The 22,164-nt window shown below is 43.2% G+C and carries 18 protein-coding genes; 6 read left to right on the forward strand and 12 right to left on the reverse strand.

The window, feature by feature from the left end:
• Positions 1-21: 21 nt before the first annotated feature.
• The 4 genes from HUJ22_RS12005 to HUJ22_RS12020 form a co-directional block, all read right to left on the reverse strand.
• Positions 22-1,701: an efflux RND transporter periplasmic adaptor subunit gene (locus HUJ22_RS12005; protein WP_290877848.1), complete on the reverse strand. Its 1,680-nt coding sequence runs from the start codon at positions 1,699-1,701 to the stop codon at positions 22-24.
• On the reverse strand, positions 1,698-3,050 hold the full coding sequence (locus HUJ22_RS12010; RefSeq protein WP_290877850.1) for a TolC family protein: 1,353 nt from the start codon (positions 3,048-3,050) through the stop codon (positions 1,698-1,700). The genes HUJ22_RS12005 and HUJ22_RS12010 overlap by 4 nt, the downstream gene beginning before the upstream one ends.
• Complete coding sequence (locus HUJ22_RS12015; RefSeq protein ID WP_290877853.1) at positions 3,047-6,805, reverse strand: efflux RND transporter permease subunit; 3,759 nt, start codon at positions 6,803-6,805, stop codon at positions 3,047-3,049. The genes HUJ22_RS12010 and HUJ22_RS12015 overlap by 4 nt, the downstream gene beginning before the upstream one ends.
• 339 nt (positions 6,806-7,144) lie before the next feature.
• Positions 7,145-7,606, reverse strand: coding sequence for a hypothetical protein (locus HUJ22_RS12020; RefSeq protein WP_290877856.1), 462 nt, complete (start codon positions 7,604-7,606; stop codon positions 7,145-7,147).
• A gap of 426 nt (positions 7,607-8,032) precedes the next feature.
• On the opposite strand from HUJ22_RS12020, the gene HUJ22_RS12025 reads away from it, so the two are divergent.
• Entirely contained in the window at positions 8,033-9,148 is a 1,116-nt protein-coding gene (locus tag HUJ22_RS12025; protein ID WP_366871091.1) for an MFS transporter, read from the forward strand.
• A gap of 70 nt (positions 9,149-9,218) precedes the next feature.
• Here HUJ22_RS12025 and HUJ22_RS12030 read toward each other — a convergent pair whose 3' ends face one another.
• Positions 9,219-9,530, reverse strand: coding sequence for a HigA family addiction module antitoxin (locus HUJ22_RS12030; RefSeq protein ID WP_290877859.1), 312 nt, complete (start codon positions 9,528-9,530; stop codon positions 9,219-9,221).
• 139 nt (positions 9,531-9,669) lie between these two features.
• Between HUJ22_RS12030 and HUJ22_RS12035 the strand changes: the two genes are divergently transcribed.
• Positions 9,670-10,029, forward strand: a complete 360-nt coding sequence (locus tag HUJ22_RS12035; protein WP_290877862.1) for a VOC family protein — start codon at positions 9,670-9,672, stop codon at positions 10,027-10,029.
• A 219-nt stretch (positions 10,030-10,248) separates the two neighbouring features.
• Here the strand turns inward: HUJ22_RS12035 and HUJ22_RS12040 are convergent, their stop codons facing one another.
• Entirely contained in the window at positions 10,249-13,341 is a 3,093-nt protein-coding gene (locus HUJ22_RS12040) for a glycosyl hydrolase (protein WP_290877865.1), read from the reverse strand.
• A gap of 238 nt (positions 13,342-13,579) precedes the next feature.
• Here HUJ22_RS12040 and HUJ22_RS12045 point away from each other — a divergent pair, with 238 nt between their 5' ends.
• From HUJ22_RS12045 to HUJ22_RS12055, 3 genes are all read left to right on the forward strand, one after another.
• Positions 13,580-14,155, forward strand: coding sequence for a helix-turn-helix domain-containing protein (locus HUJ22_RS12045; RefSeq protein WP_290877867.1), 576 nt, complete (start codon positions 13,580-13,582; stop codon positions 14,153-14,155).
• 184 nt (positions 14,156-14,339) lie between these two features.
• Positions 14,340-15,101, forward strand: a complete 762-nt coding sequence (locus HUJ22_RS12050; protein WP_290877870.1) for a sulfite exporter TauE/SafE family protein — start codon at positions 14,340-14,342, stop codon at positions 15,099-15,101.
• A 38-nt stretch (positions 15,102-15,139) separates the two neighbouring features.
• A complete protein-coding gene (locus tag HUJ22_RS12055; RefSeq protein WP_290877873.1) occupies positions 15,140-15,595 on the forward strand; it encodes an isoprenylcysteine carboxylmethyltransferase family protein in 456 nt (151 codons plus the stop codon).
• Between the two features lie 12 nt (positions 15,596-15,607).
• On the opposite strand, the gene HUJ22_RS12060 is transcribed toward HUJ22_RS12055, so the two are convergent.
• The 6 genes from HUJ22_RS12060 to HUJ22_RS12085 all read right to left on the reverse strand — a co-directional run bounded on the left by HUJ22_RS12060 (position 15,608) and on the right by HUJ22_RS12085 (position 21,585).
• Complete coding sequence (locus tag HUJ22_RS12060; RefSeq protein WP_290877876.1) at positions 15,608-17,557, reverse strand: heavy metal translocating P-type ATPase; 1,950 nt, start codon at positions 17,555-17,557, stop codon at positions 15,608-15,610.
• 94 nt (positions 17,558-17,651) lie between these two features.
• Entirely contained in the window at positions 17,652-18,218 is a 567-nt protein-coding gene (locus tag HUJ22_RS12065) for an AraC family transcriptional regulator (protein WP_290877878.1), read from the reverse strand.
• 63 nt (positions 18,219-18,281) lie between these two features.
• Complete coding sequence (locus HUJ22_RS12070; protein ID WP_290877880.1) at positions 18,282-19,097, reverse strand: NYN domain-containing protein; 816 nt, start codon at positions 19,095-19,097, stop codon at positions 18,282-18,284.
• 150 nt (positions 19,098-19,247) lie between these two features.
• Positions 19,248-20,717 carry an oligosaccharide flippase family protein gene (locus HUJ22_RS12075; RefSeq protein WP_290877883.1) on the reverse strand — a complete coding sequence of 490 codons (1,470 nt, stop codon included), beginning with the start codon at positions 20,715-20,717 and terminating at the stop codon, positions 19,248-19,250.
• Between the two features lie 38 nt (positions 20,718-20,755).
• Positions 20,756-21,190 carry a type II 3-dehydroquinate dehydratase gene (gene aroQ, locus HUJ22_RS12080; RefSeq protein WP_290877886.1) on the reverse strand — a complete coding sequence of 145 codons (435 nt, stop codon included), beginning with the start codon at positions 21,188-21,190 and terminating at the stop codon, positions 20,756-20,758.
• Positions 21,187-21,585: an HIT family protein gene (locus tag HUJ22_RS12085; RefSeq protein WP_290877889.1), complete on the reverse strand. Its 399-nt coding sequence runs from the start codon at positions 21,583-21,585 to the stop codon at positions 21,187-21,189. The genes aroQ and HUJ22_RS12085 overlap by 4 nt, the downstream gene beginning before the upstream one ends.
• A 59-nt stretch (positions 21,586-21,644) precedes the next feature.
• On the opposite strand from HUJ22_RS12085, the gene HUJ22_RS12090 reads away from it, so the two are divergent.
• A complete protein-coding gene (locus HUJ22_RS12090; RefSeq protein ID WP_290877891.1) occupies positions 21,645-22,139 on the forward strand; it encodes a hypothetical protein in 495 nt (164 codons plus the stop codon).
• Positions 22,140-22,164: the final 25 nt, after the last annotated feature.

The following is a 22,164-nucleotide window of genomic DNA, read 5'->3' on the forward strand; positions in this document are numbered from 1 at the left end:
CTCCTTTTTCGGGTTGAAAAGTCAATTCATTTGTTCAACAGTTTCTCCACAGTTGTGCATCTGAGATCCATAAAATGGATTCTCAATATCTTCCTTATCACTTATCCAGGAACTTCCGCCGTCAAACATCGGGCAGTATTGTTTGAATAAGGTTCCTTCATATCCTTCTTTCTCAACCCGTGTAATCAACATTTCTGAAATAGACTTAAACTCAGCTCGCAGTTCCTCAATGTCACTGAAATATTCTTCGGAAAACACGGTAATATGTTCCTGGGCTGAATCAAAATCATCGCTGGCTAAAGCTTCCCGCAGTTTCAGGTACTCCGGAACGAGTACTTCCAGATCTTCCTGCATTTGATGTTCGGAATGATCTTCAGTTTGATCTATCTCAGAATCATCCATCTCCATATCACCGTGGTTGTGAGCTCCCTGATTGACTCCGGTTCCTGGCTCGCGGTTCATCATGCTGAGTTTATCGGAGAGCTGAGCAGCGGCATCCACTTTGAAGGTGCCGTTGGTAACTACGAGCTCGCCTTGTTGCAGCCCGTCTTCGATCACATAATCATTGCCGGATCTGCCTCCCAACACTACCTCTCGGGCTTCAAATGCGGGGTTATCACCGCCGGAAACATCCACAAAGACGATGGAACGCTTGCCGGTCCACATAACGGCTGATCGTGGCACCAAAAGTTTTTCTGTTTGGGTTGAACCGGATGAGATCACTCCTTCCGCAAACATGCCCGGCTTCATTCGATCATCGGGATTATCAGTGGTAACACGGACTTTGACGGTGCGTGAACCAGCATTCAGGAATGGTTCAATGAAATCCACTTCCCCGTTAAATGTTTGCCCACCTAAGGATGAAATCCGGAACTTCACTCTATCTCCTTTCGAAAGTCCGCCGATAGCAGATTCATACGCCTCAAACTCGATCCAAACTTCCGAAAGATCCGCAATGCGATACATCACCATCCCCTCGTTGATATGATCTTCTCTGGTAATGCTGATTTCCGATACATAGCCTGAAACCGGGGCAAAGAAATCCAGCTCTTCCATAACTTCACCGGATCGTTCGATCTGATCTATGGTTTCTTCCGGGAATTCCCAAAGCATGAGCTTTCGCCTTGCCGACTCATACAACCGCGGATTTTGCTCTTTGAATCGAGCAGTTTCCAGCAGTTCCCTCTGGGCGGTGATAAGCTCCGGGGAATAAATGGAAGCTAGTCGCTGCCCTTCCCTGACGAAGTCTCCGGAATAATCTACGTACAGCTCCCGAACACGACCCGGAAAATGTGCGGTAATATTGGAAACCAGATTTTGATTCACTACAACTTTCCCGGGAAGCCGGGTTTCTTGAACCGGGGTTTCCAGTCGTACTTCGGAAGTCTGAATATCAGCCAAAGCCATTGCGGCCCGGGAAATTCTGAGGGTATTTGGGTTTTGGGTTGAGCCGTTATCTTCCTCAAGCTCTTCAACGGGAATTAATTCCATTCCACAAATTGGGCAATCGCCGGGCTCATTTTCACGCACCTGGGGATGCATACTGCACGTGTACACGATGTTTCCTTCCTCATCGGTGTGAGTTTCCGCTATGTGTTCATCCATTGATTGTGGTTCGGATTGGCCTCCAAAGAACAGGTATCCGAGGAAGAGTCCGCCAAGAATAAGTCCGGTGTAAATAAGTGTGTTTTTAGTTTTCATGGTTTCGAGTATTGAGTAGTGAGATTGTGTTTTCCAGTCAGATAATTGATAAAAGCCGCTGCTTTGTGTTGTTCTGTTCGGGCTTGAATGCGTTTGAGTTGATATTCCAGTTGTTTACGTTGCATCCGCAGGATCTCTTCAAATTCGGAGCTGTCTGAGGAATAGGATTCCATCATGATGTCGATGGCTTGGGTAATGCGCTGAATTTGTTTTTCGTTGTAGAGATTGAATCGTCTTTGGGCATCTTCGTAGTCCCGGAGGGATGCATCCAATTCGGTTTGCAGTGAATTTTCTCGGGATGAGATCTGATATTGAGAATCCTGAATATTTCGTTCAGCCTGCTGCACTTTGGCGTTATTCTTTTTCCCGAATAGGGGCACTCTAAATCCGGCCATGACCATGAGCGCATCTTCTCCGCTGTTAGCTACGTTCGGCATATCGGTTTCACCGGTAAAGATGTAATCCACTCCAAGTTTGATGCTCGGTCTGTTCTGCTTTTGAGCCAGTGATTTCATTTCCTTTGAAGAGGCTTCTTGATATCGAAGTCGGTTTAAATTCGGGTTTTGTTGCCGAATTTGAACCATGAGTTCTTCTCGGGATTTGATTTCAGTTTCTCCCAAAGAATCCGGCAGTATGATCTTAGATCCCTCAATACGGTTCAATAACTCATTCATTCGCTGAAGCAATACCTCCCGATTATCCTTCAACAGTTCAATCTGTATATTGAGATCTTCCTCTTCAATTTGGGCTCGCAGAACATCTACTTGGGTAGCACGATCGGTTTCATAACGAGACAGACTTAATTCCACCAGGGAATTTAGGATCATTTGATTTTCTTCGGCAATGCGAATGCTTTCATCCAATTCAAAAAGCTCTAAAAGAGTCTGTTCAACCTGATAAAACAATCTGTTTCTGCTTTCCTGAAAAGATTCAAATGCTGCTTTTGCCCGCAGGTCAGAAGCTGATCGCTGATCCTTCAGAGAGCCAAACCACGGCAGCATTTGAGAAACGGAGATCCGTCCTTGCTGCGGCCCCACTCTTGTCTCGATGGGCTTTATGAAATAGGAAAATGAAACTTCCGGATCGGGCAAGGTTCCCATAATAGGATTTTCTTCCAGAGCCGATAAGTACTGTTGATATTTTGCTCTCACTTCCGGATTGTTTTCGGCGGCTTCCTGTTGGTATTGGGTGATTATTTGCGCGGTTGCCGTGATGGGCAATAAAATAAAAATCACCATTGTTATTAACCGCAGAGAACGCAAAGGTTTCGCAAAGTTAGCGGAGGGCTTTTTTTCGTGCTCGTTCAAAGTTGGATGTTCGATGTTCCTTGTTCGATATTCTTCTCTCATTTCAAACTCCGTTTCATTTTAAATTCTTTCCACATGTAATACAGTACCGGGATGACCAGCAGGGTGACAACCTGCAAAAACATCCCGCCTACACTGGGGATCGCCATCGGGACCATGATATCCGCACCGCGCCCGCTAGAGGTTAGGACAGGCAGCAAGGCTAGGATGGTAGTGGCCGTCGTCATCAGTGTAGGACGGATTCTTCGGGTACTTGCTTCAATCACTACATCTCTCAGTTCTGCCGATGTTTTTGGTTTGATCCGATCGAAAAGCTGATCGAGATAAGTGGCCATTACCACTCCTCCATCAGCTGCGATTCCAAATAAGGCAATGAAGCCGACCCACACGGCTACACTCAAGTTTACGGTTCCCATCTGGAAGAGGTCGCGCAGGTTTTGGCCAAACACATCGAAATTCAGGAACCAGCCTTGTCCGTACAGCCATACGAGCAGAAAACCGCCTGCCCACGCCACAAAAATGCTGCTGAAGATCATGGCGGTAGTGCTCACCGAACGGAACTGGAAGTACATAATCAGAAAAATGATGGCCAATGCAATTGGAAGAATGATACTCAGCCGCTTTTCAGCTCGCACCTGATTTTCATAATTTCCCGCAAACTCAAAGTTGATGCCGGACGGGATCGTTAGAATTCCGGAATCCACATTATCCTGAATTTCACGCCGGGCATTTTCTACTACTTCCACTTCGGCGTAGCCGTCCACTTTGTCAAAAATCACATAGCCTACCAGGAAGGTGTCTTCACTTTTAATAGCCTGTGGACCCTGTCGGTATTTGATTTCAGCAAGTTGAGCCAGTGGTACTTCGGTTCCGGTCTTAGTCGGAACCAAGAGCTCTCCCAACGCCTCGGGGTCACTCCTCAACTCCCGTGCAAATCGCACACGGATAGGATAGCGTTCGCGTCCTTCTACGGATGTAGACACGGCCATTCCGCCCACACCCATCGACATGAACTGTTGTGCATCCTGAACAGAAAGTCCGTAGCGGGCCAGTTGCTCCCGATCCCAATCCACTTCCAGGTATGGTTTCCCAACAATGCGCTCGGCAAAAACGGAAGAGGCCTTGACGCCCTCTGTTTTACGAAGCACTTCTTCCAGTTCCAAGCCGAAACTTTCAATTTCATTTAAATCATCTCCCTTCACTTTTACGCCCATCGGTGCTCTCATTCCTGATTGCAGCATAATGAGACGTGTTTCTATGGGTTGAAGTTTGGGAGCGGAAGTGGTTCCGGGAATCCGGGAAACGGAAATAATTTCATTCCAAATATCATCCGGTGATTGAATGTGATCTCTCCATTGACGGTAATATTCGCCGTCGGGATCGGGAATGAGTTCGGCATTTTCATCTTCCACAAACTCGCCCGTATCATCGACCTTAAATCTAACCCGCCTTCCATTTTCATCGGTTTTGTATTCCGATTTGTAGATGATGACATTTTCAAACATGGAAACCGGGGCCGGATCGAGGGCAGATTCGGTTCGGCCCATTTTCCCAACGACCATTTCCACTTCGGGGATGGCATTTACAGCCATATCAATTTTACGCATCACGTCTTCCGCTTCTTCCACTCCGGCGTGCGGCATGGTTGTGGGCATGAGAAGGAAGGCGCCTTCATCGAGAGCGGGCATAAATTCCTCACCCAGTCCAGGGAAAGTTTCAGAAGCAGAGACCCAAACAGAAGTTTCGCGGACATCCACCCCGATTATATCAAAACTCTTGGCTACAAAACCGAAGGTAGTGGCAAAACCCAGCCAGATCATTACCCCAAACAACATAAATGCGGATGGGATGGCGAGGAAGGCTTTTTTATGGTCGAGGCACCACCCAATGATGGATTGATAATATTTGATGATGAGCCAGAAGGCGGCTAAGATCAGGGCAATCAATATCACGATAAAAAACAAGTTGCCGGCGAAAGAAACGGACGGGCCAAACGGCAGCCAATATACCGTCAAAAGCCAGGTAACAACCACAACTGAGAGGACATTATTCAGCAACGGAATTTGTCGTTGATAATTTTCATCCAAAAAGAATCCGGCACCATTGATGAGGCCAAAACCTAAAATCAAAAATCCACCCCAGCTTGAAATGGTGAAGATTGTTATCACCCCGCCAATAACTAACAATCCATTCCAGCCCAGTTTGAGCTTACGGTTGTTAATTTTCAGTCCGAAAAACCAGTGAGCAAATGGTGGAATCAGTGTGATTGTGATGATAATGGAGGCAATCAGTGCAAAAGTCTTGGTGTAGGCTAGCGGCTTAAAGAGTTTACCTTCGGCGGCAATCATGGTGAAGACGGGAAGGAAACTCACAATAGTGGTGGTGATAGCCGTTAAGATGGCCCCGGCTACTTCAACCGTGGCGTTGTAAATCACCTCCAGCAGTGATTCATTTTCTTCCATTTCCTCCATATGCCGGAGCATATTCTCGGAGAGAATCACCCCCATATCTACAATGGTTCCGATGGCAATGGCAATTCCTGAAAGCGCCACGATGTTGGCGTCCACGCCGAAGTATTTCATGGCTATAAAAGTCATGAGTACGGCAATGGGCAGCATGGCGGAGATCAAAACTGAAGTCCTCAGGTTCATCACCATAATGATGATCACAATAATGGTAATCAGGATTTGGAGGGAGAGGGCTTCTTCCAAGGTACCCAAAGTTTCACCAATCAGTGTGGATCGATCATAAAAAGGCACAATGGTAACTTTAGATTCGATGCCATCATCCAGGGTTTTAGAAGGCAACCCGGCTGATATCTCTTCGATTTGTGCTTTCACATTATCGATAACCTGTTGGGGGTTCGCTCCCTGCCGGGCTACCACCACGCCACCCACGGCCTCGGCTCCGGCTTTATCCAGCGCACCTCTGCGCGGAGCTGGTCCCATGCTCACAAAACCAATATCCTGAATACGGATGGGAGTATTATCTATCACTTTTACTACAGCCGTCTCCAGGTCTTCCAGGTTTTCAATGTAGCCCAAACCACGCACCAAATATTCGGCATTGTTCATTTCTATAGTACGCGCCCCGGTTTCGGCGTTGGCTTTTCGCACGGCATCAATGACTTCCGGCAAGGTGACCTCATAGGTTTTTAGTTTATTGGGATCAACATCGACCTGGTACTCTTTCACATAGCCACCAATGGAAGCGACCTCAGCGACCCCCTGTGCGCCGGAAAGTCCGTATTTGACATAAAAATCCTGAAGGGAGCGCAACTCTTGCGGATCCCATCCCCCCGCTGGATTACCGTCTTTATCTCTGCCTTCAAGCGTATACCAAAATATTTGACCCAGTGCGGTGGCATCCGGGCCCAAAGCAGGTTTTGCGGCTTGAGGCAAAGTGCCTGCGGGTAGAGAGTTTATCTTCTCCAAAATCCGGGAGCGGCTCCAATAAAACTCCACATTCTCTTCAAAAATCACATATATGTTGGAGACGCCGGTCATGGAAGAACTCCGGACAGTTTTTACACCGGGTACAGTCAGTAACTGTGTAGTCAGCGGATAGGAAATCTGGTCTTCAATGTCCTGTGGTGACTGACCTTCCCACTCGGTATACACAATCTGCTGGTTCTCACCGAGATCGGGGATGGCATCTACCGGAACGGGGTCACGGGGCAGGAAGTCCAGATTCCAGTTAAAGGGGGTTACGGACAGCCCCCAACCTGTCAGGACTAGCAAAAGCAGTACAGCCACAAGTTTGTTTTCCAGGAAAAACCGGATGGTTTTGTTTAGCATGATTTGGTTATTAGGAATTGGTTGATGGTATTTATTACTCTTAGGGCTCGTTCCGAAAGTCTCGTTCGGAATGCATGCGGGAATCTCTGGTTCCAAAGTGTTGGATTAAGCTTGGTTGCCCTTAGTTTTCCTCTCTTTGCAATGTGAACGAGTTCACATTCCGGTCTCTCTCCAAAGAGAGATAGGTTCTTGCTGAATTCTGATTTTTGAATTCGAAATAATGCTTTGAAAGTGGCAAGAAACCTGTGTCCCGCTGGAGGGACCGGAAAATCAACTTGTTGATTTTGCAGGGAGGATAGTCAGTGGTAAGGCAACTGACTCAATTAGGTATGCCAATCCCTATTTGAGAAAAGTCTCGTTAAGGAGATAGATAGGCGGGGGTGAATAAGCATCCGAAACCGGGATTTGAAAAGCATGGGCTTCGGATTCATCGGTGTGAATTTCCGCCAGGACCTGCACTACGCGCAATACCGGAACTTTGGTTTTAAGCTGAGCTTTTGCTTCGGTCTTAACCGGCGCTTCCTCTAAGGAACAGGCACAGGCAAAACCAAGATCGTGGGCTTTGTGGTGGGTTTTATCCGTTTTGGGGTGATGTTGGTGTTCCGGTTTCTCAGCAGGTTGGCCGTTCATGGGGCAATCTTCCGCATGTTGGCTCATTGGTTGCATGGGATGATGCATTTCCTGCATCTCATCACATACTTCCTCCGACATGGCATGAAGTCCCATAGGTACAGAAACCCCAATCAGGATACTCAAACTGAGTACCGAGGCGATAAACCGATATGTGGCAGAAATTTTCACGAACTGAAATTAGTCAAGTGGGCAGTGAATTCAAAGCGGGGCGGGGAAGAAGTCAGGATTTGATAAATTTTAGGTCATATTCTGCAAATGAGGTTGGGCACAAAAGCACTAAAACACAAAGGTTGATTGAAAATAATTTAAGAGCCGACAACTTGTTTAGCTTGTTGCCTGAGGGAACCTCTGGTTCCCATAGTGGGACTAATTGATTACCGTGTCCCACCGGACACTTTCTCTATCTCTTTTTCCTAACAGACAAGACCTCCAAGACAAGAAGACCCCTCAAAAAAATTATCCTAACATCCGTATATTTGGCCTCGATATTTCACATCAATAAGATCACATATTCAAGCAAGAGGCCCCTTCATCAGTCCCGATTCTAAAAAACGCTATATCCTGATTCTCGGTATCGTATTCATTGCATTGTCTATGCGTTCGCCGTTGTCGAGTGTGGGGCCGCTCACCGAATTTATCCAAAATGCTTTGGGGCTTTCCTATAGTATGATCGGGTTGATCACCACCCTTCCCCTGATCTGTTTTGCTGCTTTGTCCGGTTTTACGCTGTATTTTACGCAACGATTTGGGCTGGAAGTCACCTTGGGAGCTGCCCTTTTCATTTTAACTGTTGGTACAGTTGTCCGGTCTTTTGTAAATATTCCGGCTTTATATATGGGAACTCTATTTGTAGGGATCGGAATCGCTATCATGAATGTGCTGATGCCCTCCATCGTAAAAAGAGATTTCCCGGAGCGATCGGGATTGATGACAAGTATGTATTCCGGGGTAATGGGAGTCGGGGCTACGTTGGGCGCCGGAGTAAGTGTGCCCTTGGCCCACGCCACTAACTGGCAATTTTCGCTGGGAAGTTGGGCTATTTTGGCCTTTCTTGGGATGTTATTCTGGATCCCTCAACTCAGAAACCGAACAAACCCCAAAAATCCGATTCATATTTTTTCGGCGATCAAAAAGCTGAGCTCCTCACCCATTGCCTGGCAAATCGCGTTCTTTATGGGACTGCAATCCCTCATTTTCTATGCTATTCTTGCCTGGCTACCGGAGATTCTGATCGACAGAGGTATGACACCAACTAAGGCAGGACTGGTGCTGTCTATTTCCCAGGGAACCGGTATTCTAGGTTCGCTGATAATTCCTGTAATAGCAGGAAGGTTTAGCGATCAGCGAAGAATTGTAATGGTCACCGGAGCTATGGAAGTTATTGGAATTACAGGAATCTTGATTACGGATACTTTTTTGGTTTCTACATGGGCCGGAATATTGGGATTTGGTTTGGGCGGGAACTTCAGTCTGGCGCTGCTATTCATGGTGTTAAGGGCTGATTCTCCCGAGCTAACCACCGGGCTTTCCGGGATGGCTCAGTCTGTCGGCTACTTTATAGCCGCCTTCGGGCCTGTTCTATTTGGCTTAATCCACGATCTGACTAATAGCTGGAGCATTCCGCTTTATAGCATGTTGGTCATTGCAGCTCTGCAGCTTGTTATTGGTTTGGGCGCGGCAAAGGACAGGATCATTTACGAAGATTCGTGATTTCTTCATCTTTATGTATTCATTTTGATTCCGCTACTTTGCTGCGGAGCCTATGATTGAAACTTTGATTCTACTGTAACTCACCTTCAAACTTTACAATGCTCTCTCTCACCTCATCTGTCATTTCTTTGCGTGCCTTACCAAGTTCGTAATGAGCTTGTAAGCCAAGCCACATCTCAGCGCTGGTACCGAGGGCTATTGAAAATCGTAGTGCAGTGTCTCCCGTCACAGTACGCCTTCCTCGAACGATCTCATTTACACGATTAGGTGATACCGAAATTCGGCGAGCAAATTCACGCTGACTTATATTCAGGGGCTCTAAATACTCCTCTAATAATATTTTTCCCGGATGAATCGGCTTAACTTTTTTATCAGTATTCATGGTTATTCATTTTATAAAAATTATTTGAGTATAAATGTCTCTTGTCTCGTAACACATTACAATATAGCTAGTTTATTAGTTTAATGTCTATTGTTCTTTATGATGTGGTTAGTTACATTTTTAAAAAAAGAAGGTGTCTATGCAAGAACACGAAAAAATAGACTATGTAGAATTTCCGGCCAGTGCCCTGGACGCTACCAAAGAATTCTTTACCAAGGTATTCGGGTGGGGGTTCACAGACTATGGTCCTGAGTACAGTTCTTTTGCGAATGAAGGAATAAACGGCGGATTTTTCAAATCCAATAAAAAAGGAACTACTGAAACGGGAAGCGCGCTCATTATTTTTTACAGTAAGGATCTGGAGGCTACGCAAAAGAAAGTGGAAGAAGCCGGTGGTAAGATCGTTAAAACCACGTACTCTTTTCCAGGAGGGCGTCGGTTTCATTTCACTGAACCCAGTGGGAATGAATTTGCAGTGTGGTCAGATAAAACTGATTGAAGCCAACAATTATAAATCTACCCAAAGAAACTAATAATACGGTAGACCCGGCAATGATCATATTAGGAAGGATTCTCGCCGGTTTTTTCTTTCATTCACGTTCTAAGCCTGAAATACTACCTAGGACAAGAACACTTTCATTGTTGAAATAAAAAAGGATCGGACCTCAAGAGATCCAATCCTTAATAATTGTAATTAGTAGTCCAAGAAATTATAAGCTTATTCAGGCCAATAGATTTCAGGCAAACCATTGCTTACTAATAAACTACTATAATTCTTCACCGATTGATTTTTTATAGAATTAAGTTTCATTTTTAGATCAGACCACTCTTTTAAGTAATCTCTGGTAACATCCCTTGAGCCAGCTGTAACAGGAATATTTTTACTCATTTGGTTTAAGAAATCCTTGTATTTAAGTAGTAGTCTTGCTTCAAATTGGTAATTGTGTTGCCCTGTACGCATCTCTTTTTGTAAGATTTCTGCAATCCAATCTTCAATAGTTTGGTTTAAAGCAGCGCCCTTATCCTTTACTTCTTTGTTTTCTGAAACATCTAAAGCAAAATCAATTTGGCGTTGTACTTGACGAAGGTCGCGAACACCTTTAGCCATTTCGGTTGCAGCCACAAATAAAGAAGCAGAAAGTTTATCGCGTTCATCGAATGAAGAGGCAGCGTTTGGAATACTTTTGAGAATATTTGGGTGAATTTTAAGTTCAAAATCTTGAGTTTGGCTGAAATCACCGATACTCAATTTCACCTTATACTTGCCGGGTGCGGCATCATATGCGCTCAAATTACGGCTGGTAGTTGTAACTTCTTTAATACAATCGAACATGCCAACTCGCATATTCCAACTGTAAATATGAGCGCCTGAACTTCTTTCTAGTTGTGGTCTTTTCATAGAATCACATTGTGTTGGAGGCTCATTAGAAGCTTCGGAATGAACAACTTTTCCTGTACTATCTATTATTTCCAATGACATCGGAACATCTTTACCAACTTCTTTATTAAGCACATATGTAATTTGTAAGTCAGAGGGAGCATTCTCGCCAGGAGCTACATCTACGCTATATGAAATGGAAACCCCAGTGTTGAAGTCACGGGGCTTATATAGATAGTAATCTGCATTTGCTACCTCATCAGAAATCTGATGTAATGGAGTCAGATCATCTAAAATCCATAATGCACGTCCCTGAGTGGCTACCACTAAATCTTTTCGTTTAACCCTAAGATCGGTAATGGGCACTTCCGGAAGGTTATTCTGAAGAGGTTGCCAGTTTTCCCCATCGTTAAAAGAAACAAAAACTCCGGTTTCTGTACCCGCATAAAGTAATCCTTTTCTGTCAGGGTCTTCTCTTACTGAGCGAGCAAATGTATTACCCGGAATACCAGTTACTATCTTTTCCCATGATGATCCATAGTTATTGGTTTTATATATATAAGGAGTAAAATCATTCATTTTATATCCAGCCACAGCGATGTAAGCGCTAGCGGGGTCATGAGGAGATGGCTCAACAACATTAATAATAGCTTCCGGTAAACCCTTCGGGGTTACATTCGTCCATGTTTCGCCTGCATTTTTAGAAACATGTACTAAACCGTCATCAGAGCCTACCCAAATAACACCTTCCTTAATTGGAGATTCTTCGATGTTGAAAAGGTTGTTATAACTTTCGGCAGTAATTTGTTCGTTAGAAATTGGGCCTCCGCCTTTACCTTGATGATCTTTATTATTTCTAGTGAGATCTTTACTTATTACATCCCAGGTTACTCCCCTATCAGATGATTTCATCACATACTGAGAACCATAATAGATTACAGAGGGGTTGTGTGGAGAAACGAGTACGGGTCCATTCCAATTGGCTCTATATTTTAAATTCTTAGGTTGTTCGCCACTAACTCGTTCTGGGTAGGGTCTAACCATTCTAACATTATCAATTTCGCTATCCCACTCAATGAAGTTGCTGGCAAAATAGGTAGAATAAATAAATCGAGGGTTGTCAGCGTCAAATCCAACAGTGGAGGATTCACCGGCACGGATAATATTCCAATGCATCTCACCAATTCCACCATCAGATGTTCTGCTATCAATTACGATAGAGCTATTATCTTGCTGTCCGGAATAAACACGGTATGGATATTGATTATCAGTTATTGCACGGTAAAACTGTCCGGTAGGCTGGTTCCTAATTGATGACCATGTTTCTCCACCGTTGTAAGTGACTGCACCACCACCATCATTGGCATTGATCATATTGTCACTATTTTCCGGGTTGATCCACATATCGTGATGATCAACATGAGTAAACATACTTCCGGAAAATGTTTTACCGCCATCGATTGACTTCATTGCGAAGCTGTTTAAAACCCATAGTTCGTCTTCATCAGATGGATCTGCCACAATATGCATGTAGTACCAAGCCCGAGCATAAGTTGTTGGGTCATTTGATGTCTGCACAAAGCTTTCACCACCGTCATCTGAGCGATAAACTCCTCCTTCTTTGCCCAATGCTTCAATAGCCATATAAACTATCTTTGGGTTTGCAGGTGATATAGAAATCCCCATTTTCCCTTTCAGTTCCGGGAGCCCTTTGGTTATTTCTTTCCAGGTTTTACCGGCATCAGTTGTTTTCCAAACTTTACTTCCCGGCCCGCCGCTTTGAACATACCATGGCTTTCGATTAAAATCCCAGGAAGTAGCCATCATAATGTCAGGATTGGATGGATCTACACTTAAATCAGCAATACCTGAGTTTTCATTCACATATAGAATCTTCTCCCAGTTTTCACCACCATCTTTGGTTAAGTAAATACCTCGTTCTTCATTTGGTCCCCAGGGGTTACCTTGTGCAGCTACGTATACTACATCGGGATTTTTTGGGTGGATAAAAACTCTACTAATATGGCGAGTAGCTTCCAGCCCAATATGTGTCCATGTCTCACCAGCATCGGTTGATTTATATACACCATCACCATGAGATGTTTTAACCCCGCGAACGGGACCTTCACCTGTTCCAACGTATATGATGTTATTATCTGAAGGGGCTACTGTAACGTCACCTATTCCTGTGGTATTAAAATAACCATCAGAGATAACATGCCATGTTGTACCACCGTCAGTTGTTTTCCAAACACCACCTCCGGTTGTACCCATGTAATAGGTATAGATGTCTCCCGGAATACCAGTAACCGTAGTTGATCGGCCTCCACGAAAAGGGCCAATATTTCGATATGTTAAAGTTTCATAGAGTGTTTCATCAACAGGATAATTCGATATTGTTTCCTGTGCATTTGTGGGCGAATATATTCCCAAACAAAAAATTAGTGCTAAGAGAGAAAGCTGTTTCATTGGTAAGAAGTTGAAATTCAAGGTTTAGGCGGTTTAAAGAAAAGATTTGCCGTTTTGAACGTACTGATTATTTCTAGCACTAAAAAAACCGAATAAAGTTTTTACAAAATGAATATTCAAAATTAGATAAGTCTTTCTTTAAATCCTGTAAGGCTGATTTTCGTTGAATGCAGTTTCTTCTACTTCTGTTTACATTAAGGCTATGGAAAAAATGACACTGCATATTAAAAACATGGTTTGTGACCGCTGTGAGATGGTTATTGAAACTGCGCTTACGGCGCTTGGGCTGGAAGTCAATCACGTGCAATTGGGGAAAGCGGAAGTCACCCGAAAAGGGGAAAAGCCGACCATGCATGAAATCGAAAAAGAACTGGAACGGTTCAATTTTGGGTTGATTAAAGATGATGAGTCAGTTTTGGTCGAACGGGTGAAAACTACGTTGATTGAGTGGGTAGATTCGGGCAGCCTGGAAACGGAGGAGGTCTCGCTTTCGGATTATCTGGCAAAAAAATTGACAAAAAGCTACACGTCCATATCCCGGGTGTTTTCGAGAAAGGAAGAAATCACCATCGAAAAATATTTCATCCGGCTTAAAATTGAAAAAGCTAAAGAATTAGTAGAATATGGGAATCTCAGCTTTAGCGAAATTGCTTATAAACTTGGATATAAAAATCTGCAACATCTTTCCCGGCAGTTTAAGGAAATAACGGGGATGAGTATGAGTGAATATCAAAAGCTGCAAAATCCCGAGCGCAAATCCCTTGATAAGATTTCATAATGGAACGGGGATTGGACGGATTGTCGCAGATTTTTATAAATGAAGATACCACAACAACTTTTCCAAAGTTAAAAAGGATGCGTAAATATAATTCTACTCATACTAACTTTGGAAAAGTTAGTAAGGAAGCATTGCAACGCGCTCTTTACTGGCCCAAGATCATTTTCAAAAATAGATTCATTCAATGATCGAATCCCTGTTTACAGAACCCTGGTGGATGTATGCTGGTGTCTTCTTTGCGGGTATGGGAGCATATATTATTTCAGTAATTGCTGGGGGTGGAGGTTCATTAATCATGATCCCGGTTATGAATTTTATGGTAGGCTCAAAAGCGGTGGCTCCTATCATAAATCTGGGAGATATGATTGGGCGGCCATCAAGATTGATCATCTTTTGGAAAGATATTCGTTGGGATGTGGTGCAATGGTACGCCCCAGCTGCCGTAACCGGCGTACTGCTGGCCGGATGGTTGTTTACCCGGGTTGAGGCTGATTGGTTTCAGGTCATTATAGGGGTATTTTTGGTCAGTACGGTTTTTCAATATCGTTTTGGGAAGAAAGAACGAACATTTGAGATGAAGAAATGGTATTGGCTTCCGCTTGGTGTCGGAGTGGCAACGATCTCAACCATAGTTGGCGGACTCGGCCCCGTTCTCAATCCTTTTTACCTGAATGCCGGTATCCTGAAAGAAGAAATGATTGCCACTAAAACTGCCAATTCCTTTTTTATGGGAGCCGTGCAGATCGGAACTTATACTTTTATCGGGGCTTTGTATGGAGACCTTTGGGTCTTTGGAATCATTCTCGGCTTGGGGGCCACAGCCGGCAACCTAATCGGCAAGAAATTGCTTAGCTTCATGACTGATGAAACCTTCCGAAAATATGTCCTCGGCGTTATGGTGATCAGCGGAGTGTATATGATATTATCGAAAGTTGGGGTTTTATAGAAATGAAGACTATAGTCTGAAAGCTCAATAATAAACTCATGCTAAAACTGAAAATACCACCCGTCATTATTTTCCTGATTTGCATTGGCTTGATGTGGACAATCCATCATTTTATCCCTAACCAAAGCGTTCTATTTGAAGCAGGAAAATTCATCGCTATTGGGTTGATGACCTTAGGTGGGTTGATCGGTGTACTTGGAGTGATAGAGTTTGCCCGAGAATCCACTACGGTAAATCCACATAAACCTGAGAACACCAAAAAATTTGTTCAGTCAGGAGTCTATAAATTCTCCCGAAACCCAATGTATTTGGGGCTGCTGATTGTTTTGTTGAGCCCGGTGTTTTATTGGGGAAATGCATTTATCCTGATAATTCTTCCACTTTTTGTTTGGTACATGAATGAATTTCAGATCAAACCAGAAGAAGAGGCCATGAAGCAGAAGTTCGGGGATAAATTTTTGGAGTATAAAAAGGAAGTCCGTCGATGGATTTGATGGCTGCATTTATCAGCAAACTTCACAACAGTTTTCGGAGGCTTTATTTGATTCGGAGTATGTTTTATCGATTCCGAAGAAAGCCAAAAGCGATAATTTTTCATCTGAGAAGTTTCTCTGAACACGAATGGCATTCGCAATTGCTATTAAAGCAACGCCCACGTCCGCAAAAATAGCTTCCCACATGGTTGCAATGCCAACGGCGGCAAGAGCCATCACCAAGATCTTAATTCCCAAGGCAAAGCCAATATTCTGCCAAACCACTTTGTGTGTAAATTTTGCAATACGGATAGCCTGCGGAATTTTTGACGGCTGGTCAGTCTGGATGACCACATCCGCTGTTTCGATAGCAGCATCCGAGCCCATGCCGCCCATGGCAATACCCACATCGGCCAGAGTGATTACCGGCGCATCATTCAACCCGTCTCCCACAAACCCAACAACGTGATTCGAACGTAAGGATTCTTTTACTTTCTCATATTTCCCGTCAGGAAGCAATCCGCCAAAGGCCTGATCGATACCAAGCTCTTTGGCTATAGAATCCGTGGTCTGCTGATTATCACCGGATAGCATGATCAATTCACTAACACCTAAATTCCGAAGTTCTTTAAGGGCTTGTATGGCATCTGTTTTTATTTTGTCGGAAATCAAAATGGTTCCGATATGTATTCCATCAGCAGCTATATATACGAAGGCAGATGGTTTGCCATTATCAATTTCAGAAACAGAAACTTCATGCTCCTCCAGTAATTTTCGATTGCCTACCAGAATTTCCTCTTCCCCGATAGTTCCTTTAAGGCCACGGCCGGGTATTTCCTGTATATCGTCGGCTTCCGGGATTTCCTGACCGTTGGTAAACTGGATAATGGCTTTTGCTACAGGGTGAGATGAGTGTTGTTCCAGTGAAGCAGCTAATTGCAATATTTGGGAAGTTTCATGCCCATTTACGGAATGGATCTCCTGTACTTCAAAAACCCCTTCGGTCATGGTTCCGGTTTTATCCAAAAACAGGGTTTTCATTTTCCGAAGCTGGTCAAGATAATCGGAACCCTTCAGGAGAATGCCATTCTGGGAAGCGGCCCCTATTCCCCCGAAGTATCCCAGTGGAATAGAAATCACTAACCCACACGGACAGGAAACTACAAGAAAGATCAATGCGCGGTAAAACCAATCTTCAAATACATATGATTCAACAAACAGCCAGGGCAGGAATGTGAGAGTTACGGCCAGCCATACCACAATCGGGGTATAAATTTTGGCAAAACGGGTCATAAAGCGTTGAGTGGGGGCTTTGCGTTGTGAAGCTTCCTGTACCATATTTAGGATATCGGAAAGGCGCGAATCTTCATAACCCTTGGTGACTTTTATGCGTACCGGAACGAGTTCGTTGACAGATCCGGCCCAAACTTCCTCTCCGGCATTTCGGGACATCGGCTTGGATTCTCCCGTTAAAGCGGCGGTATTGAATGAAGCCCGATTGGTGAGCAGTTCACCATCGAGCGGAACCTTGGCACCGGGTTTTACTTGAATGATCTCTCCGCTTTCTACTTCTGAAGGATGAACTTCTTCTGTCCCCCCGTTTCGCTCCACAGCAGCAATATCCGGTTGCTGGTTAATGAGAGATTCAATAGAATGGCGTGCCTTTCGTACAGCATTTCCCTGGGCATATTCTCCTATCATATAGAAGAGCATTACAGCGACTCCTTCGGCATATTCCCCAAGAATAAACGCCCCAACCGTTGCAATTCCCATTAGCAGGAATTCACTGAAGATGGTTCCTTTTTGGATGGATTTGAAAGCCTTAATCCAAACCGGCGCTCCCACAAACAGGTAGGAAATGAGGTAGAAGGGTAAGAATACATACTCATTTCCGGAAAAGTCAATCCAATGCTGAACGGCCAAAGCCGCAATTAAAAAAACGGCCGACCAAACAACCTCATAGTACTTTTTTATGAATTCCATGTAAGAAGGAGTGGTTTTTTAATATCGGGTCCTAAAGTATTAAGAAGGGAAAAAGGAGTCTTACACTTTTCTGTCTTTCTTGTGCAGGATTGTGTTAGACCTCATCAATGGAAATACGTCGGTTTTCTTTGATCTCACTGAAATGTGAGGGGGATAAGCCGGTTTCTTTTTTGAATTGCCTGGAAAAGTGTTGCTGACTGCTGTAGCCAAGGTTGTAGGCAATTTCACTTAGGCTTTGCTCGCCATACACTATCAATTCTTTAGCGCGCTCAATTTTTTGAAGGATGTAGTAGCGTTCTATGGATTTTCCCTCTACCCCTGAAAATAAACGGCTCAGTTGTTGATAATCTTTATGAAGCTTTTTGGCGAGATAATCGGAAAGCGGGCTTTCAAGTTTGCGTCCTGTACGAACCAATTGAATGATAAGTTGTTTTATTTGCTCAACGAGTCGGCTGTTTTGGTCATTAATAACATCAAATCCATGCTTGCGAACCAATTCGGTAAAATCCTCTTGTTGGTCTTTATCAATAGGGTTTTGCAAGGTGACTTCCCCGAGCTCTACTTTCTTTACGGGAAACCCGGCCTGATCCAGTTTTTCCCGGAGCACTTCGCCGCAATGGCTGCATACCATGTTTTTTATGTGAAAGTGTTGATGATCCATATGAAATAAAGGTAGGAAAGCTGTAAGATCATTCCCAAATGTTAAGGAAATAATGGGAATGCTTTAAGGTGCACTTACTAAAACAATATTCTCCGCAATTAATCCTTTGTCATTTTCGGTGATATCAAATTCAAAAATGAGATCACGACTGGGGAGATAGCTGGTATCAAAATCACCTTCAAATTGTGAGATGTGGGCAAATACGGTTTTGTAGGGTGAGCTTTCCTCTCGGGAGTCAGTTATCCACAGACAATCTTCTTTGCGGGTGAGAAACCGAAGAAAGCCATAACCTTCATCTTGAGTAAAATCATAGCAAACACCCCGAACACGTGAACCATTTTCCCCCCATTCGTAAGGAGATTCAATGGGTAACAACCCCGGAATTAAATATCCGGATACTGATGAATCAACAGTTCTTTTTAGGGAGGAAGAGATATTATCAAAACCAACCAGTTCTACACGGCAACCCTTATTTTGTAAAGCATTTACTACACTCACGTAGCTTCCACTGCTGCTGAGCAGCACAATTTTATCAAGATAGTCGGCTTGCACCAGCATATCTACCGCCATATCCATGTCAATGGTAGACTTTGATATTTTTTCCCCGGTTTCGTGGTTTGTATATGTTTGAACCGGTTTCTCGGTCACTTTGTATTCAAAATCCCGAAGTACTTCACAAAATCGATGGGTTTTTTTACGATAGTCATGATCTTCCTTAAGGCGATCGGCATCATAGCATAGATATACATTTAAACGGGAGGCCACACCGCCACCTCGGCATGCAAACATTCTTAAAATATCGTATCGAAGCCCGAAACCTCCATTCATAGTGACGTTAACGGCATCCACATAAATTCCCACGCGCTCTTTTGTATTCATAATAATATCCGGGTATTGGTAATTTTAATAAATAATATCGAATGGAAGAGAGTTGCCTACGTATATATTAACTCTAAGTCCACCAATCAATTAACTCAAAAAAATAGCACAGAATCAACCTAATTAATTAATCAATAATCTTAAAAGTAATTAGGATTCCCGGGAAAGAACTAAAGTTTTGTATGTGATTAAACTGATGGACAGTAATCCGGCTATTAACAATAAAACAGAAGCGGCAAGGTCACTTAATCCAAAGTTAATGACCGTAGGTTTAAGATAATAAAAGCCGGCAGCAAGCAACATAACTCCAAAACCGGAAACCAATTTATAAGGCACTGAAAAAGCAGTGGTTGAGTAATAATAAATCAGCAGGGCCATTACAGAATAGCTCATTAGAGTGGCTAGGGCAGATCCCATCATGCCGAAAAATGGAATCATAATCAGGTTTGCTATAATGGTAATACCGGCACCAATTAGGGTGATCTGGGGTAAGCGTTTTGTGGTTTCACTGATAAAAATTCCGGCTGAAAAATTTATATACCAACCCTGGAACCAGTATGCCAACAGCAAAACGGGAACAATAACTAGTCCACCCCAGAATTTTTCATCTACTAAATAAAAATCGAGGAAGGGTACTTTTATAGATACAATTTGTTCAGCAAAAAGGGCTACAGAAAGAAAAATAACTGCTGCAGCAAAATTGAATAGTGAAAAAGTTTGAGAAAATGTTCTTGGCGCCGATTCTTCTTCTGACTGCCGCATAAAAAAGGGCTGCCATGCCATTCGAAACATTTGTACCAACAACAGCATGAAAACGGCCAATTTATAACAGGCGCTGTATATTCCGACAATATCGTCTGGAGAATAGTCCGGCCCATAAAGTACTTCTACAGTTTCAGGATCCATGGATTTCAGGAAAAAACGGTCCATCAGTTCATTAATCACATGTCCAAAACCCGCGGGTACAAAGGGCAAACCAAAAAATAAGGTTTTCTTGAGCAGTTCTTTGTTCCAGGTCCCTGCAAACATGGGAAGGGTTATCAGCCAGGTCGCCAGGGCTGTTAAAAGTGAAGCCGCCAGATTGCTTATGAACACAGCTTCAATGCCATAGTTAAGCCCAAGGATGAGATAAAAATTAAGACCTATATTTACTAATACATTCCCGGTTTTGATGATAGCAAACGAGAGGGATTTACGTACCAGCCGTAACTCTGCAAACGGAACCACGGCAATGGTATCAAAAAAGAGAATGCCCAACATCATCCATAATATCGGGTCGCCGGGTTCAAGCCCGATCATTGGAGAAATAAGCGGCTGTGCCATCCAGATTACCAATACAAAGATGCCGGAAGTGCCTAACAGAAATAGCTGTAAGGTTTTAAAAATACTTTTGGCTTCATCACGGTCTTTGCCGTAGCGGATGTAGGCCGATTCCATCCCCATCGTAAAAAGTACATTGAATAGGGCTATAGCCGCAAAAATCAAGCTGATTACCCCATACTGATCTTGATCAAAAACCCCGGTATGCAGTGGAACCAAAAGATACCCGATAAACCTTGCCAGCACGCTGCTGATGCCGTAAACCAAGGTGTCAGAAAAAAGTTCTTTGAGTTTAGTCAATGCGGTAATTTGGTTATATCTGAATTAAGTGGAAGTAATCACTGCTGTTTTTCAAGTTTTTCCAATGCCTGAATTCCCAATACATAACTGTATTTACCAAACCCTGTTATAATACCGCTCATAACACTTCCGGTGATAGATTTTTCTCTAAATTCTTCCCGGGCATGGATATTGGAAATATGAACTTCAACTTTGGGTACCTCTAAAGGTTCTAATGCATCCCGAAGTGCCACTGAGGTATGAGAATATCCGCCGGGATTTATAATTAATCCATTCGTATTATCTTCCATGGCTTGCTGTACTTTATCGATGAGTTCCCCTTCAATATTGCTTTGAAAGAATTCGAGAGAATGATTGGGGAATTCAGCTTTTAGGAAATCTTGAAGTTCTTGAAGACTTCCGGAGCCATACAACCCGGGATTGCGCTTTCCCAATAAATTCAGATTCGGTCCATTAATAATCAGGATTTTCATAATGTGATGTTTTGGCTTATTTGATCTGCCAGTTTTTTCATTTCGTCTTTAGTTAATTCAACTTTCTTCCCAAGACTGAATGCTTGTGATTCTTTATAAATGGGGATAAGGTGAATATGTGCATGGGGTACTTCCAACCCCTCAACTATTACTCCTGTGCGAATAGGTTTCAACGCCTTGTCTATGCCCATAGCTACTTTTTGTGAAAATTGTGTTAAAGCAGCAAGTTCATCAGGTTCCAGGTCAAAAAGATAATCCACCTCTTTTTTTGGTATGCAGAGGGTATGTCCTTTAGCTGCCGGATTGATATCTAAAAAAGCAAAATGCTTTTTATCTTCAGCAATCTTATAACTTGGAATTTCGCCTTTAACAATTTTGGTGAAAATACTCGACATAATTCTGTATGAAAGATGTTAATTTGAGTGAAGATACTATCCAAAAAACAGAAATCCTTATGAACTCTGCAAGACAAGCGTTATTTATTACTATTGTTTTATTTGGAATGTTGAATATGGATTTTGCTTATGGACAGACTTCAGATTTGACAGGGCCGGTTACAGCAGAAGAAATTGTGGAGCAAGACCGAATCTTTGAAATATATATAAACAGGTACAAACCGGACGAAAAGGCCGTCGAATATTTAAGTACTCAACAGGATTCTGTAACTTTGTATGTGTTTTTCGGAAATTGGTGCAGGGAATCAAAAAAATATATTCCCGGACTAATGAAATCATTAAAGTTGGCAAACACGTCTTTTATACAGCCTGAGTACATTGGTGTGGATATTCAAAAAAAAATTCCAGAATCATTTTTAAAAAAGTTTGAGATCAAATATATTCCGACCGTTGTGGTTTTAAAAGGCGATGTTGAATTAGGACGAATTGAAGAAAAACCACACCAGCTGATTGAAACTGATTTGGTTCAGATTCTGAAAGGCAATGAGAAATAATGACTAAAAAAGTAAGTTTTTTCGT

The sequence above is a fragment of the Gracilimonas sp. genome (assembly GCF_014762685.1).
In the GTDB taxonomy this organism is placed as follows: Bacteria; Bacteroidota; Rhodothermia; order Balneolales; family Balneolaceae; genus Gracilimonas.